This is a genomic window from Vibrio sp. CB1-14, assembly GCF_040412085.2.
Taxonomy (GTDB): Bacteria; Pseudomonadota; Gammaproteobacteria; order Enterobacterales; family Vibrionaceae; genus Vibrio; species Vibrio chaetopteri.
Genome location: NZ_CP115920.1, coordinates 731,142 through 746,387, shown reverse-complemented (window position 1 = coordinate 746,387; position 15,246 = coordinate 731,142). Strand labels below are relative to the sequence as shown.

The 15,246-nt window shown below is 46.3% G+C and carries 11 protein-coding genes; 4 read left to right on the top strand and 7 right to left on the bottom strand.

The genetic code is table 11. From position 1 onward, the window contains the following. The first annotated feature begins 35 nt into the window (after window positions 1-35). Together PG915_RS03370 and PG915_RS03365 are read left to right on the top strand one after the other, a co-directional pair. Window positions 36-1,550 carry an ATP-binding cassette domain-containing protein gene (locus PG915_RS03370; RefSeq protein ID WP_353497867.1) on the top strand — a complete coding sequence of 505 codons (1,515 nt, stop codon included), beginning with the start codon at window positions 36-38 and terminating at the stop codon, window positions 1,548-1,550. A 100-nt stretch (window positions 1,551-1,650) separates the two neighbouring features. Next, window positions 1,651-2,517 carry a LysR family transcriptional regulator gene (locus PG915_RS03365; RefSeq protein WP_353497866.1) on the top strand — a complete coding sequence of 289 codons (867 nt, stop codon included), beginning with the start codon at window positions 1,651-1,653 and terminating at the stop codon, window positions 2,515-2,517. Here the strand turns inward: PG915_RS03365 and PG915_RS03360 are convergent. Continuing rightward, window positions 2,447-3,226 (bottom strand): TSUP family transporter, encoded by a 780-nt coding sequence (locus tag PG915_RS03360; protein WP_338163544.1) that lies wholly within the window; start codon window positions 3,224-3,226, stop codon window positions 2,447-2,449. The genes PG915_RS03365 and PG915_RS03360 overlap by 71 nt on opposite strands. A gap of 238 nt (window positions 3,227-3,464) precedes the next feature. On the opposite strand from PG915_RS03360, the gene PG915_RS03355 reads away from it, so the two are divergent. Both PG915_RS03355 and PG915_RS03350 read left to right on the top strand, forming a co-directional pair. After that, entirely contained in the window at window positions 3,465-3,875 is a 411-nt protein-coding gene (locus PG915_RS03355; protein WP_353497865.1) for a lysozyme inhibitor LprI family protein, read from the top strand. Between the two features lie 13 nt (window positions 3,876-3,888). Then, window positions 3,889-4,500 carry a hypothetical protein gene (locus tag PG915_RS03350; protein WP_353497864.1) on the top strand — a complete coding sequence of 204 codons (612 nt, stop codon included), beginning with the start codon at window positions 3,889-3,891 and terminating at the stop codon, window positions 4,498-4,500. A gap of 99 nt (window positions 4,501-4,599) precedes the next feature. On the opposite strand, the gene carB is transcribed toward PG915_RS03350, so the two are convergent. From carB to lpxC, 6 genes are all read right to left on the bottom strand, one after another. After that, a complete protein-coding gene (carB, locus tag PG915_RS03345) occupies window positions 4,600-7,824 on the bottom strand; it encodes a carbamoyl-phosphate synthase large subunit (protein ID WP_353497863.1) in 3,225 nt (1,074 codons plus the stop codon). A 16-nt stretch (window positions 7,825-7,840) separates the two neighbouring features. Next, window positions 7,841-8,998 (bottom strand): glutamine-hydrolyzing carbamoyl-phosphate synthase small subunit, encoded by a 1,158-nt coding sequence (gene carA, locus PG915_RS03340; RefSeq protein WP_353497862.1) that lies wholly within the window; start codon window positions 8,996-8,998, stop codon window positions 7,841-7,843. A gap of 541 nt (window positions 8,999-9,539) precedes the next feature. Next, on the bottom strand, window positions 9,540-10,349 hold the full coding sequence (gene dapB, locus PG915_RS03335; protein ID WP_112459857.1) for a 4-hydroxy-tetrahydrodipicolinate reductase: 810 nt from the start codon (window positions 10,347-10,349) through the stop codon (window positions 9,540-9,542). A gap of 91 nt (window positions 10,350-10,440) precedes the next feature. Continuing rightward, on the bottom strand, window positions 10,441-10,839 hold the full coding sequence (gene mutT / locus PG915_RS03330) for an 8-oxo-dGTP diphosphatase MutT (RefSeq protein WP_353497861.1): 399 nt from the start codon (window positions 10,837-10,839) through the stop codon (window positions 10,441-10,443). A gap of 111 nt (window positions 10,840-10,950) precedes the next feature. Beyond that, the gene (gene secA, locus PG915_RS03325; protein ID WP_353497860.1) at window positions 10,951-13,683 is read right to left on the bottom strand and encodes a preprotein translocase subunit SecA; all 2,733 of its coding nucleotides are present in this window, start codon (window positions 13,681-13,683) and stop codon (window positions 10,951-10,953) included. A 552-nt stretch (window positions 13,684-14,235) separates the two neighbouring features. Continuing rightward, complete coding sequence (lpxC, locus tag PG915_RS03320; protein ID WP_353497859.1) at window positions 14,236-15,153, bottom strand: UDP-3-O-acyl-N-acetylglucosamine deacetylase; 918 nt, start codon at window positions 15,151-15,153, stop codon at window positions 14,236-14,238. Window positions 15,154-15,246: the final 93 nt, after the last annotated feature.

Genomic DNA, 15,246 nt, shown 5'->3' with positions numbered 1-15,246 from the left:
GCCACTCACTTTTGTATTCAGACAGGGAAACGTCTATGGATATCTGCTTCAATAATGTCTCGCTAAACCACCCACTGTCACTGTCTGTACCAGAATGGATTATTCGTTCAGGTGAGCACTGGGCGGTATTTGAAACCCATGGCAACGTTGGCAGCCTACTTGGCGATTTACTGTGTGGTGAACTGAAAGCCGATGAAGGGCAACTCCAACAGCCTCACTCTAGCATTGCCCAAGTCTCGCTTGCCGAACAGCAGCGACTATTAGAACTAGAACAAGCTAATGACGACAGTGAGTTTTTAGATCGAATTGATTTTGGACGCACTGTAGAACAATTGGTCTCGGAGTTTTCTGATAACCCTGATGTGATCGAGCAGCTCATCCAAGAGCTAGATTTACTTCATCTTAGAGAACGCGGTTTTAAACAACTCTCAACCGGTGAAACCCGCCGCGTGATGCTAGCGCGAGCACTCGCCAGCGCGCCAAAAGTATTGGTACTCGATGAGCCTTTTGTTGGTCTAGATACTTTGCACCGTAAAATGCTAGCTGACTATCTGAAAGACCTATCCCTACACGTTCAACTGATCATCATTACCTCGCGAGAAGATGAAGTCCCAAGCTGGATGTCGCACGTTGCGATGTTTGAAAAAGGGGCGCTCAAGGAACAGCTCAGCCATACCGAATGGCGCGAGCACCCAATTATTTCACAGCTCTTAGCGCAATCTTCACAGCAAAGTGAACAGTGGCTCGAACTTATCCGTAAACATCAGCATACCGCTAAGTTCGCGGATCCCTTGGTCAACATCACTGACGGTAAGGTGGAGTACGTTGAGCAAAAGATCTTCTCCGGGGTCAATTGGCAAATCAACAATGGCGAACACTGGCAAGTTCGCGGTCCCAATGGCTGCGGCAAAAGTACTTTGCTCGGGATGATTTTTGGTGACCACCCACAATGTTATAGCAACGATATCGAGATTTATGGCATCAAACGCGGCAGCGGCGAGACAGTTTGGGACATCAAGCAGCACACTGGAATGGTGTCTTCATCTTTGCACCTGCAATACCGAGTTAACTGCAATGCCCGTGACGTTTTACTGTCTGGATTCTTTGATTCCATCGGACTTTATGACAAACCAAGCAAAAAGCAAATCAACGCCGCTGATGAATGGTTAACTCTGCTGCACATGTCGCACCTGAAAGATTGCGCATTCAAGTCTTTAGAATACAGTCAGCAGCGTCTGCTACTTATCGCACGTGCCATTATCAAACAGCCGACGATACTGATTTTGGATGAACCTTATCAAGGCCTTGATTTCTTAGGGCGCAAATTGGTTATGAATGCATTAGAGCTTATCGCTAAGGAAAACCTAAGCCAGTTGCTGTACGTCTCGCATTATGTCGAAGATGAGCTAGACAGTATTCACTATTTTGTGGATTTTGTTGAAGCAGGTAATGAGAAGGGCTACCGCGTAGTCATCACCACACCGGAGCTAAAAAGCCAAACGCCTGCTAGCAACACCAATCAAAAGGAAATCTCGTGTCAGGAAAAATAGCCATCGTCTACTTTACTAAAAATGGCACAACGCGACAGTTAGCGCAGAGAATTTTATGCTAACCTAAGGCTATTAATTCCATTTTTTCATCATAATCGTCATGCTTTTAGAAGGTATTGAAACACTGCTGGTGCTTGCTCAAGAGAAAACCATGGGACGTACCGGTAGTCGTCTCTATATCAGCCAATCTGCGGTCAGCAAGCGCATTGCCAATCTAGAAAAGAAACTCGGTAAGACCTTAATTGAGCCGGAAGGAAGGCAAATACGTTTGACGCCAGAGGCAGAGGCGCTCATTGCCCGTGTTGGCCCAAGTTTGAATGAGTTGCGCGGTTTAATTGCCGAAGAACAGCAAGTTGAAACACACTCAATATTAAGACTCGATTGCTCAGAAACCTTAGTTGCAGGCTACTTGAGTGACGTAATGCCGCAGCTACTTGCCAAAGACAGCTATCTCACCGTCACCACCAACCACACGCCCCGTATCATCGAGCATGTCAAATCTGGTGAGGCGGCGGTAGGTCTGTGTGCCGGCCATTTAAACTCGCGGCTTGGATTAGTGACGACGCACCTTTTTGATGAGCCATTCAAGGTAGTGAGTCAGCAGCCCTTAACCGAACCACCAACGAGTCTTATCACCAATGATCTCAACAATCCTGCGAATACATACCAAGCCGGTTTATTACAGCAAGCTGGAATCGCACCAAGCATGCAGATGGACTCGTACACTGCGGCTGCTCAGCTCGCTATCCGAGGAGTGGCACCTGCACTCGTGCCGCTATCCATCATCAAAACCTTACACATAAGTGAGTCACTGTGTTTTGACTTTGATTTTTTGACCACCTTAACGCGCCCAGTTCATGTGATATACCGGCCAAGTGCACTCAAGCAATCGCGCCTTAAAACAGTGATTGAAACCATTGAGGATGCTGTTCCCAAAGTAGCTTTAATGCCATCACCATTGACATAACAACCACCAGCGGACGAATAAACTTCTTTCCCTTAGACACGACAACTTTAGCTCCCATGCGCGCACCTAGGAAACCACCCGCCGCCATCACTAAACCAATTTCCCATACTGGTAGACCTGCAATGATAAAGAAAATCAACGCGGCTAGGTTCGAGGTAAAGTTAAGTACCTTAGTACGCGCGGTCGCATGGACAATCGAGAGCTGAGCAATAGCAACAAAACAGATAGTAAAAATAGAGCCAGTGCCTGGACCAAAGAAGCCATCATAAAAGCCCACACCGGTACCAACAGAAAAAGCAAACAGGGTTTCCGACATCTTAGGTTTGCCACCACCTTCGCCTGCCTGTGGTGCTAATAAGAAATAGAGTGAGATACCCAATAGCAAAACCGGAATAAGACTGGTCAGAACACCCGCATCTATATGCTGTACAAGCTCAGCACCCACAGCCGAGCCAACAAAGGTACAGGCAATCGCCAAGCGCATATCTTTGAGATCAACAATGCCGTTACGAACAAAATACCAAGTAGCCGAAAAACTGCCAAACGAGCTCTGCAGCTTATTGGTCGCCAGTGCCTGAGTGGGTGGCACCCCCGCAGAGAGCAATGCTGGCAACGTCAACAGCCCACCTCCACCCGCCATGGCATCAATAAAACCGGCTAAACCAGCTACAAAAAACAATAAAACAAGAATGTCGTAAGTTACGTCCATGCTATGAGCTCAGAAAGAAATTTTCTAAATTGTATCTGCTTGCTACATAACCACTAGCGAAACGCCCGCAATATAACTATTCCCATTTGGAATAATTCATCTTGTAACTGACTTTTTCGTGTTTTTCAGAAAACCACTCCATGCCTCTCAATGCATAGTCTTCTAGTTGAGAGACCAGCGAAAAATGTGTGTATTGGTTACAAGGCACCGTTCAAAACTAACTAATACAGACAAAACAATGAAAAATATCTATCTCTATTGCTTACTCCTCTTTCCGTGTCTAGCTCTCTCTGATGAGTCCAATAAAGACTATCCAAACGTGCACCTTCAATACAGTCAAAATCATTGCAGCTCAATGCATACCCAGCAAGAAATGAATGAGTGCTCAGAAGTTCAGTATTTAGCAGCGCTAAAAAAGCTAGCTCTTGTTATGTCTGAAATGCTCTCAGAAGAGGCTCAAGACACTAAATACCTGCACCTTCTCCAATCTGCACATACACAATGGAAGCATTCATATCGCATAGATTGTGAGCTGGAAACGATCGATTCTTGGGATGGCAGTGCTTATACCTCTCTTTTGCATGCTTGCTTCGAACTAAAAATCAATGAGCGATTACATTATCTCGAATGGCTACAAAGTAACGTATAGGGAGGGCGATTAAATGAGTGTTAAAAGACCCAAAGTAGGAACATTAACCTTTGACTCAGAGGGCACTGAGCAAGGTCGATATCATAGTCGAAAATTACATGTCCCTAGCCAATACTCCGGTTTGACCATAGGTCGTGGCTATGATTTAAAGACTAAGAAAGCTATCAAGGTACAAAAAGATCTCGTAAACGCTGGACTAAAGGTATCGGAAGCCTTCTTACTTTCTAAAGCAGCAGGTTTGTATGGTTCGCAAGCCAAGAATTTCATCTCTAGTAATTCACTCGCACACTTTGAAATATCTCAAGATCAGCAAGTAAAGCTTTTTCTAATCAGCTATCTCGAAGAAGAAGCAGAAGCGAAACGTCTCTGCTCAAAGCCGGACGTCACCAAAAAATATGGTGATGGCAATTGGGATAAACTTGATCCACGGATCAAAGCGGTCGTTATAGACCTCAAGTTCAGGGGCGACTACACAGGAAGAACTCGTAAGTTTCTACAACAGTACATCGTCCAAAATGATCTCTCTGGTTTTCGAAAAGTAATCGCTAACGAGGCAAACTGGACAGAGCAAAGAGTACCGACAGATCGGTTTCAAAGACGTATTTCTTATCTAGACCTTCATTGATTGGCTCAATAGAGCACAAAAAAGCCCGCTCAAATGAGCGGGCAATGAGGTTGTCTAGGAGGTGATAGCTCACCTCTCTATTCTTGTTGTGCTACGCGATTATGCGTTTTTGATCTGCTCGTGCAGTTCTTGTACTGACGTTACTGCTACTTTCGCATCAGCAGTGTGAGCCATACACGTTGCAAACGCTGCATTTAGCGTTGTTGTGTAGTTCACTTTCTCAGCAAGAGCACCGCGACGTAGAACTTTTGAGTCTTCAATCGATTGACGACCTGCTGTCGTGTTCACGATGTAGGTGTACTCGTTGTTCTTGATGCGGTCTAGGATGTGTGGACGACCTTCGTGTACCTTGTTCACAAGACGAGGGTTGATGCCCGCTTCACCTAGGATTACCGCTGTGCCGTGTGTCGCGTCTAGCTGGTAACCAAGCTTAGTTAGCTTAGAGGCTAAGTCAACGACACGCTGCTTGTCGCCTTCGCGAACAGACAGTAGTGCGCGGCCGCCTTCTGGGTAAACATTGCCACAACCTAGTTCTGCTTTCGAGTAAGCTTCTGCGAACGTTGCGCCAACACCCATAACCTCACCAGTAGAGCGCATTTCTGGGCCTAGTAGTGGGTCAACACCTGGGAACTTGTTGAACGGCAGCACTACTTCTTTAACAGAGTAGTATGGTGGGATGATCTCTTTCGTAAAGCCTTGAGACTCTAGAGATTGACCCGCCATAACACGCGCCGCAATTTTCGCAAGTGGTGCACCTGTTGCTTTAGAAACAAACGGCACTGTACGAGCTGCACGTGGGTTTACTTCGATTAGGTAAACTTTGTTGTTCTTAACCGCAAACTGAGTGTTCATTAGACCGCGTACACCCAACTCGAACGCTAGCTTTTCAACTTGCTCACGCATCACATCTTGGATTTCCGCGCTTAGCGTGTAAGCCGGTAGCGAACATGCTGAGTCACCTGAGTGAACGCCTGCTTGCTCGATGTGCTCCATGATGCCGCCGATAACCACTCGCTCACCGTCACAGATTGCATCAACGTCGACTTCAACTGCATCATCAAGGAAGCTATCTAGAAGTACTGGTGATTCGTTAGACACGCTCACTGCTTCGTTGAAGTAACGACGTAGATCTTGCTCGTCGTATACAATTTCCATCGCACGACCACCTAGTACGTATGAAGGACGTACTACCAGTGGAAAGCCGATTTCACGTGACTTATCAACCGCTTGCTCAAGCGTTGTTACTGTCGCGTTTTCTGGCTGAAGTAGGCCTAGACGGTCTACAGCAACTTGGAAGCGTTCACGGTCTTCTGCACGGTCGATAGCGTCTGGGCTAGTACCAATAATTGGCACACCAGCGGCTTCTAGAGCGCGTGCTAGTTTCAGTGGCGTTTGACCACCGTACTGAACGATAACACCCTTTGGCTTTTCAACGCGTACGATTGACAGTACATCTTCAAGCGTTACAGGTTCGAAGTACAGACGGTCTGACGTGTCGTAGTCCGTTGATACTGTCTCTGGGTTACAGTTAACCATGATGGTTTCGTAACCATCTTCACGCAGTGCAAGAGACGCGTGTACACAACAGTAGTCAAATTCGATACCTTGACCGATACGGTTAGGACCACCGCCCAGAACCATGATCTTGTCTTTGTCGGTTGGCTGTGCTTCACACTCTTCATCGTAAGATGAGTACATGTAAGCCGTGTCTGATGAGAATTCTGCCGCACACGTATCGACGCGCTTGTAAACAGGGTGAATCTCGTACTGGTCACGTAGACGGCGGATTTCGCTTTCAGATACACCTAGTAGAGTCGATAGGCGAGCATCCGCGAAGCCTTTGCGCTTCATCTTGCGAAGTACGTCTTCAGTAAGACCTGCAAAACCACCTGCTTTAACTTCGTTCTCTAGTTTCACAATCTCTTCGATTTGAACTAGGAACCAACGGTCAATTTGCGTTAGGTTGAATACACCGTCCACAGACAAACCGGCACGGAATGCGTCTGCGATGTACCAGATACGCTCCGCACCCGCTTCTTTCAGCTCGTGACGGATTTTAGATAGTGCGTCTGGAGAGTCTAGGTCAACCATCTCGTCAAAGCCGTTCGCGCCAACTTCTAGGCCACGAAGTGCTTTTTGTAGAGATTCTTGTTGGTTACGACCAATCGCCATTACCTCACCAACTGACTTCATCTGAGTTGTTAGACGGTCGTTAGCGCCCGCGAACTTCTCGAAGTTGAAGCGAGGGATCTTAGTCACAACGTAGTCGATAGTTGGTTCGAATGATGCTGGTGTTGCGCCGCCCGTGATGTCGTTCATTAGCTCGTCTAGAGTAAAGCCAACTGCTAGCTTCGCAGCAATCTTCGCGATTGGGAAACCTGTTGCTTTAGACGCTAGCGCAGAAGAGCGAGATACACGTGGGTTCATCTCGATGATAACCATACGGCCATCTTTCGGGTTGATACCAAACTGAACGTTTGAACCACCTGTTTCTACACCGATTTCACGCAGTACCGCTAGAGAAGCGTTACGCATCAACTGGTATTCTTTGTCCGTCAGCGTTTGCGCTGGCGCCACAGTGATTGAGTCACCAGTGTGGATGCCCATTGGGTCAAAGTTTTCAATCGCACAAACGATGATACAGTTGTCCGCTTTGTCACGAACCACTTCCATCTCGTACTCTTTCCAGCCGATTAGCGACTCATCGATAAGAAGCTCGTTGGTTGGAGAAAGGTCTAGACCGCGGCGACAAATCTCTTCGAACTCCTCTTTGTTATACGCGATACCACCACCGGTACCACCCATAGTGAAAGAAGGGCGAATGATACAAGGGAAGCCAACCATATCAAGAACGCCATAAGCTTCTTCCATAGTCTTAGCCGTGTCAGCACGTGGACACTCTAGGCCAATTGACTTCATTGCTTTATCGAAGCGAGAACGGTCTTCTGCTTTATCGATAGCGTCAGCCGTTGCACCGATCATCTCTACGCCAAACTCAGCAAGTACGCCGTGTTTTTCTAAGTCTAGAGCACAGTTAAGTGCAGTCTGACCACCCATCGTAGGGAGTACTGCATCTGGACGCTCTTTCTCGATAATCTTACGAACCACTTCCCACTGGATAGGCTCGATGTAAGTTGCATCTGCCATGTCTGGGTCAGTCATGATAGTTGCAGGGTTCGAGTTCACAAGAATAACTCGGTAACCTTCTTCGCGCAGTGCTTTACACGCTTGAGCGCCTGAGTAGTCAAACTCACAAGCCTGACCAATAACGATTGGGCCAGCACCAAGAATTAGAATACTTTTTAAGTCAGTACGTTTTGGCATTCTCAACTACTCCGAATTACGCTTTGCTTTTCTTGTCTGAGACAAATAGGTTGATTAGGTCGATAAAGTGGTCAAACAATGGCGCTGCATCGTGTGGACCTGGGCTCGCTTCAGGGTGACCCTGGAAGCTGAACGCTGGCTTATCTGTACGGTGGATACCTTGAAGTGTGCCGTCAAACAGAGATTTGTGCGTTGCACGTAGGTTCTCTGGAAGCGTCTCTTCATCCGCAGCAAAGCCGTGATTCTGTGAGGTAATCATTACTACGTCACGGTCTAGGTCTTTAACTGGGTGGTTTGCACCGTGGTGACCAAACTTCATCTTCACTGTTTGCGCACCAGACGCTAGAGCCAAGATTTGGTGACCAAGGCAGATACCAAAGAGTGGTAGGCCTTTGTCTAGGAATACTTTTGTTGCTTCGATAGCGTAAGTACATGGCGCTGGGTCACCAGGACCGTTTGATAGGAATACGCCATCTGGGTTAAGTGCAAGCACGTCTTCAGCAGAAGTTTGCGCTGGAACCACTGTTAGGCGGCAACCGCGGTCAACAAGCATGCGTAGGATGTTGCGTTTTGCACCGAAGTCGTAGGCAACAACATGATATGGCAGCTCGCTGTCGTCTTTCGCTTCAGGAAGACCACCCTCGAGCGTCCACGAACCCTGTTTCCATTGATACGTCTCTTTTGTTGTAACTTCTTTCGCAAGATCCATACCTTTCAAGCCAGGGAATTCTTTCGCTTTAGCGAGTGCTAGCGCTTCATCTAGGTTATCACCTGCAACGATACAACCGTTTTGAGCACCTTTCTCACGTAGAAGACGAGTCAGCTTACGCGTATCGATATCTGCAATACCAACGATGTTTTGAGACTTAAGGTAGTCTGAAAGTGACTGTTCAGTACGGAAGTTAGAAGCGATAAGAGGAAGATCGCGGATCACAAGGCCTTGTGCGTGGATTGCTGAAGACTCTTCGTCTTCTTTATTAGTACCAGTATTACCAATATGAGGGTAAGTAAGGGTAACAATCTGTTGAGAATAGGAAGGATCAGTGAGGATTTCTTGGTACCCCGTCATCGAGGTATTAAAAACAACTTCACCAACGGATAAACCATCTGCTCCAATGGAAACACCGCGGAACACTGTCCCATCTTCTAGGACTAACAGTGCTGATTTACTCAAGACAACCTCCAGAATAAAAATGCATAAATTTTAAATTAAATTGCAGATTTGCCTTCCTCTTCGCTATAAGTAAGCGGTTTTAGGTAGTTCAGACAAATTGGCGGTATTCTAATGATGCCGACGTTTTGTGTCAACAAGCATGGAAAAATAAATCTAATTTTTATAGTCGCTGGCGAATTTTTCGTTTTAAACCGCCAAAAATGTACATTTACAAAGACAAATTCAATCAGTTAACGGCAAGCATAGTTTTTCGATGCAGAAACCCGTCAGCCCACTCCGTTATTTGCAACAACTATTTGCGCAAACGATCGCCAAACAGACAAAACATATAAAAATAGAGGTTTAAGTTAAAAAACGACAAATAATCCCCATAAAAATAAGCAAAAACCACAATTACTGTACAGTTTGCATCCATTTGTGAAAGTTGGGGCGCAAAGTGTTTATAGTAGTTCCGACCATCGTTTCTAGAATATTTATGTATTTGTTGTTTCTAATCACTACCCCAATTTTGGGTATAAAAAGCGCCATACTGGCGCTTTTTTTAAATGCTATCTAAGCCGAGCACTTCGGTCATGGTGTAAAAACCAGCAGGCTTGTCGTTGAGCCACACTGCGGCTTTCACTGCACCGTTTGCAAAGGTCATACGATCGGTCGCTTTGTGAGTAATCTCAACACGCTCGCCGATATCTGCAAACATCGCGGTGTGCTCACCGATAATGTCACCGGCCCGAATAGTCGCAAAGCCGATTTCATCACGAGTTCGCTCACCCGTAATACCTTCGCGAGCATAGACTGCCACATCGTTTAGCTCATTACCCATGGCGCCAGCAATCGCTTCACCCATGCCAATCGCAGTGCCAGATGGAGCATCAACCTTATGGCGGTGATGTGCTTCAACAATTTCAATGTCGCAGTAATCACCCATCACTTTCGCTGCTTTCTCTAGCAATTTGAAAACGAGGTTAACACCGACGCTGTAGTTTGGAGCCATAACCACTGGAACCACTTTGGCCGCTTCATCGATAAGTTGTTTCTCTTCATCGCTAAAGCCAGTGGTACCAATCACCATTTTTTTGCCGTGTTGTTTACACAGCTCGAGGTTCGCAAGGGTACTTTTTGGTGCGGTAAAGTCGATAATCACATCGAAGTCTTCAATCGACTTTGTTAAATCGTCTACAAGCGCGACATCAAAACGCCCCTCACCACATAGTTCGCCAACATCAACACCAACGAGTGAAGACTCAGGACGCTCTGAGCCCGCTCCCACGGTCGCTTGTTTGTTGTGAAATGTTGCTTTTACTAGGTTGCGACCCATTCGGCCCGCTGCTCCTGCAATCGCAATTCTTACCATTGCGCTATTCTCCGTTGTTTTGTGTTGCTACCGTTTTTTGTTGCTACCAATGTAACGTAAAGCCTTTGGGGCTGCTAGCACCTAAGGGGATTTAGCTGAATTTTTCTATCACTTTATTCAACACTGGCACGTTGGCTTCTGGGAAGGCATAGTCAGCCAACTCACTGATCATTACCCATCGACCTTCCTGTCCTTCTTTTCCAAACGGAGTACCTTCGAAGGCAGTGACCGAAATAAAGTCAAACTCCAGTGACTTCTCTGGGTAGTCGTGCAGCAGATGCTCAAACACGGTTTGCTCGGTCACTGTGATATCAATCTCTTCGTAAAGCTCACGAATGATAGCCTCGCTAATGGTTTCTCCGGTTTCAACTTTACCACCAGGGAACTCCCAAAAACCGCCTTTATGCAGATTGTCCGGTCTTTTCGTAATGTAGATTTGAGATTTATCTTGATTGAAAATGATTGCGGCAACGATATGAATGCGTTTCACTCTACTTTCCTCATTATTGTTTTTGTTACTCGCGCAGAAGCTATGCATAAAAAAGAAGTTACGCATAAAAAAAGAGCCGCATAGCGCGACTCTTTTCTTCAGCATCGTGTCTTAGTTGATCTTACCATGACATTGCTTATACTTCTTACCGCTTCCACATGGGCATGGTTCGTTGCGGCCTACCTTACGCTCTTCACGCACCATAGGTTGTTGTGAACCATCCTCCGCTTGCTCTGAATTATCGGCTAGCTGATTTTCAGCATTGGCATGCTGCGCTTGCGCTTTTGCCGCTGCCGCTTCGGCTTGAGCTTGGCGCTGAGCTTCCATACGCTCCACTTCTTCTTGCTGCTGTACACGTACTTTAGAAAGAATCGTGATCACGTCAAATTTCAGAGAATCTAGCAGTTGCTCGAACAACTCAAACGACTCACGCTTGTACTCTTGTTTCGGGTTCTTCTGAGCATAACCACGTAGGTGGATACCTTGACGTAGGTGATCCATCGCCGCTAGGTGCTCTTTCCAAAGCGTGTCTAGCGTTTGTAGCATCACAGATTTCTCGAAGTTGCGCAGTACTTGCGCGCCAACCGTCTCTTCTTTCTGCTGGTAAACCGTTACTGCAGTATCCAAGATCTTCTCACGAAGCGCTTCTTCGTAGAGCTTGTCGTCTTCTTCCAACCAAGACTTGATCGGCAGATCAAGGTCAAAGTCATTCTTAAGACGCTCTTGAAGGCCTTCTGTATCCCACATATCTTCTAGCGATTGCGGAGCAATGTATTCATCAATAACAGACGTGAACACATCACTGCGGTTCTGCTCTAGCATCTCGCTGATGTCATCAGCAGTCATTAGCTCGTCGCGCAGCTCGTACACTACTTTACGTTGGTCGTTCGCCACATCATCGTATTCAAGAAGCTGTTTACGGATGTCGAAGTTACGACCTTCCACTTTACGCTGTGCTTTTTCTATTGAGCGAGACAGCATCTTACTTTCAATCGCTTCACCTTCATCCATACCGCTTTGGATTAGGCTTGCCATACGATCAGAGGTAAAGATACGCAACAGTTGATCTTCCATCGATAGGTAGAAGCGTGAAGAGCCCGCATCACCCTGACGACCAGAACGACCACGAAGCTGGTTATCGATACGACGAGATTCGTGACGCTCAGTACCGATGATGTGTAGACCACCGGCTTCTAGCACTTGGTCATGAATCACTTTCCATTCCGCTTTAATCGCGTCAATCTGCTCTTGTGATGGGTTGTCTAGCTGCTCAACCTTCGCTTGCCAGCTACCACCTAACACGATATCGGTACCACGGCCTGCCATGTTAGTCGCGATAGTTACCGCGCCTGGCGTACCCGCTTCAGCTACGATTTCCGCTTCTCTTTCGTGGAATTTCGCATTCAGTACGTTGTGTTTGATCTTCGCTTGCTTAAGGGCGTTAGACAATAGCTCTGATTTCTCAATCGATACCGTACCCACTAGGCTTGGCTGACCGTTTGCCGTGCGCTCTTTGATGTCTTCAATGATGGCGTTGAATTTTTCCACTTCTGTACGATAAACCACATCCGGCATATCATTACGAACCATAGGCTTGTTGGTTGGGATAACCACTGTCTCTAGGCCGTAGATAGATTGAAATTCGAATGCTTCAGTATCAGCCGTACCTGTCATGCCTGACAGTTTGTCATATAAACGGAAGAAGTTCTGGAAGGTAATCGATGCCAGCGTTTGGTTCTCGTTTTGGATCTTAACGCCTTCTTTTGCTTCAACGGCTTGGTGAAGGCCTTCAGACCAGCGGCGACCCGGCATAGTACGGCCGGTGTGTTCATCAACGATAACCACTTCACCTTGCTCGTTCACGATATAGTCAACGTTCTTTTCAAACAGTACGTGAGCACGAAGCGCCGCATTCACGTGGTGTAGCAAACTGATGTTAGTTGGCGAGTAGAGAGTGTCGCCCTCTTCCATCATGCCATTCTTGATAAGCAGTTCTTCAACAAATTCCTGACCGGTTTCTGTTAGGTGCACTTGCTTAGACTTCTCGTCCACTGTGTAGTGGCCGTCACCACGATACTCTTCCGAATCTTCTTGATCTTGTTGCTCAAGGTGAGGAATCAAGGTGTTGATGCGAGTGTAAAGATCAGAGCTATCTTCGGCTGGACCAGAGATAATTAGCGGTGTACGCGCTTCATCGATTAAGATCGAGTCCACTTCATCGACAACAGCAAAGAAACGTTCACGTTGAACACGATCTTCAACGCGGAAAGCCATGTTGTCACGTAGATAGTCGAAACCAAACTCGTTGTTTGTTCCGTATAGAATATCTGCTTGGTATGCGTCTTTCTTCTCTTGAGGGTGCATGTTTGGCACGTTAATGCCAACGGTCATACCTAAGAATTCAAACAATGCACGGTTGGTTTCCGCATCACGTTTCGCAAGGTAGTCGTTCACGGTAACAATGTGAACGCCTTTACTTGGTAGAGCGTTTAGGTACGCAGGTAGTGTCGCCGTTAGCGTTTTACCTTCACCAGTACGCATCTCTGCGATTTGGCCAGAGTTAAGAACCATGCCACCGATAAGCTGAACATCGAAGTGACGCATGCCGAATACACGCTTAGATGCTTCACGAACAGTTGCAAATGCTTCTGGCAGGATTTGGTCTAGGTTTTCACCTTTGTCCAAACGCTCACGAAACTCAACCGTTTTCGCTTTTAGTTCTTCGTCAGACAACGCTTCGAACTGCGGCTCGTAGTTATTGATCTGTTTTACGATTTTTCTTAGTCGACGCAGTGTTCTGTCGTTGCGACTACCAATGACCTTTGTCAGTAGGTTACTAATCATTGTGTTTTTGTTCTCTCTACCATTAGATCATTTCGACCTATTAAAATTGCCTTCTGTCTCTACTAAGGCCAAGCGACCTAACTGAGATAAAATCTATACCAACTGATATTGAGTTCAAGCGGCTAGAATTCAAGGCAGACATACCAATTAATGGCACATAGTTTAAGGAATTTTTGACCCAACAACCAAGCATCTATCGAAACTAACCGTAATTAGTTTGATGTGTTTGGAAGTTTTGAAGAATAAACCCGCTATAAGGTGGATATTGTCGCTGAAAAGAACGGCATTTGATAAAGATAGCGCCGCTCAAATTTGCAAACTTAAACTGCGTAAACGCCGCCTACTTTAGTATTTCGCCGAAGTGGTTGAGGTAAATATCGAGGAAAGATCCCTACGATCGGCAAGAGATCGTCGCGATCCTGAAAGTACTTGGCAAGCTTTTGCCACCTAATTGACTCTCAATTTGCGAAAGCGATTCAAACTAAAAAGCCAAATCACAGATACAAAAAAATCAGGCGCTAGGCCTGATTTTTCTCAATGAGGAGGATTGGATTACGCCAAAACCATGCTCGGATCTGCAAACGCAACTGGAGAACCTTCTTTTTCTTCAAAGGTCGTCCACTCCCACGCTTCTTGATCCGCCAGTACCGCACGAAGCAGTTGGTTGTTCAAGCCGTGGCCAGATTTGTAAGCAGCAAACTCACCAATGATGGCATGACCTGCCATATAAAGGTCACCAATCGCATCTAAAACTTTATGAGTCACAAACTCATTATCAAAACGAAGGCCATCTTCATTAAGAATACGGTAGTCATCAAGTACGATTGCATTATCAAAACTTCCGCCAAGCGCAAGGTTCTTAGATTGCAGATATTCGATGTCACGCATGAAGCCAAACGTTCTTGCACGAGAAATCTCTTTCACAAAGCCTTGTGAAGAAAAATCGAACAGTAAGTGCTGCTCATCTGCATCAATTGCAGGATGGTTGAAATCAATCTCGAAATCCATGCGGAAGCCGTTAAATGGACGGAACTCAGCCCACTTGTCACCATCTTCAAAACGTACAGTTTTCTTGATACGAATGAATCGTTTTGGTGCATTTTGAGTCTCAATGCCCGCTTGTTGTAGCAGGTATACGAATGGGCTTGCGCTACCATCCATAATTGGGATCTCAGGTGCATCAACTTCAACGATAATGTTATCGATACCCATGCCAGCCAGAGCCGCATTTAGGTGCTCAACCGTAGAAATACGGATGCCTTCATCGTTAACAAGCGCAGTACATAACATAGTGTCACGTACAGAAAGAGGATCCGCAGGGAAATCCACAGGCGGATTCACGTCAGTACGACGGTATACAACACCAGTATTCGCAGCCGCAGGACGCAAAGTTAGTGTTACTTTACGGCCAGAGTGGAGACCCACTCCTACAGTAGTCACTATTTCTTTAAGCGTACGTTGTCTGATCATCTACAAACCTCTTAATCTACGCTACATATCACGGTTGATTATGTAACCAACCGCGAATCCTACCAGAAATTTGAGCTATGTCAAATTCACGCA

What these genes read in the sequence shown, in the direction of transcription:
- PG915_RS03370 (WP_353497867.1), top strand. Translation starts at nt 36, where the DNA reads ATGGATATCTGCTTCAATAATGTCTCGCTAAACCACCCACTGTCACTG.
- PG915_RS03365 (WP_353497866.1), top strand. Translation starts at nt 1,651, where the DNA reads ATGCTTTTAGAAGGTATTGAAACACTGCTGGTGCTTGCTCAAGAGAAA.
- PG915_RS03360 (WP_338163544.1), bottom strand. Translation starts at nt 3,226, where the DNA reads ATGGACGTAACTTACGACATTCTTGTTTTATTGTTTTTTGTAGCTGGT.
- PG915_RS03355 (WP_353497865.1), top strand. Translation starts at nt 3,465, where the DNA reads ATGAAAAATATCTATCTCTATTGCTTACTCCTCTTTCCGTGTCTAGCT.
- PG915_RS03350 (WP_353497864.1), top strand. Translation starts at nt 3,889, where the DNA reads ATGAGTGTTAAAAGACCCAAAGTAGGAACATTAACCTTTGACTCAGAG.
- carB (WP_353497863.1), bottom strand. Translation starts at nt 7,824, where the DNA reads ATGCCAAAACGTACTGACTTAAAAAGTATTCTAATTCTTGGTGCTGGC.
- dapB (WP_112459857.1), bottom strand. Translation starts at nt 10,349, where the DNA reads ATGGTAAGAATTGCGATTGCAGGAGCAGCGGGCCGAATGGGTCGCAAC.
- secA (WP_353497860.1), bottom strand. Translation starts at nt 13,683, where the DNA reads ATGATTAGTAACCTACTGACAAAGGTCATTGGTAGTCGCAACGACAGA.
- lpxC (WP_353497859.1), bottom strand. Translation starts at nt 15,153, where the DNA reads ATGATCAGACAACGTACGCTTAAAGAAATAGTGACTACTGTAGGAGTG.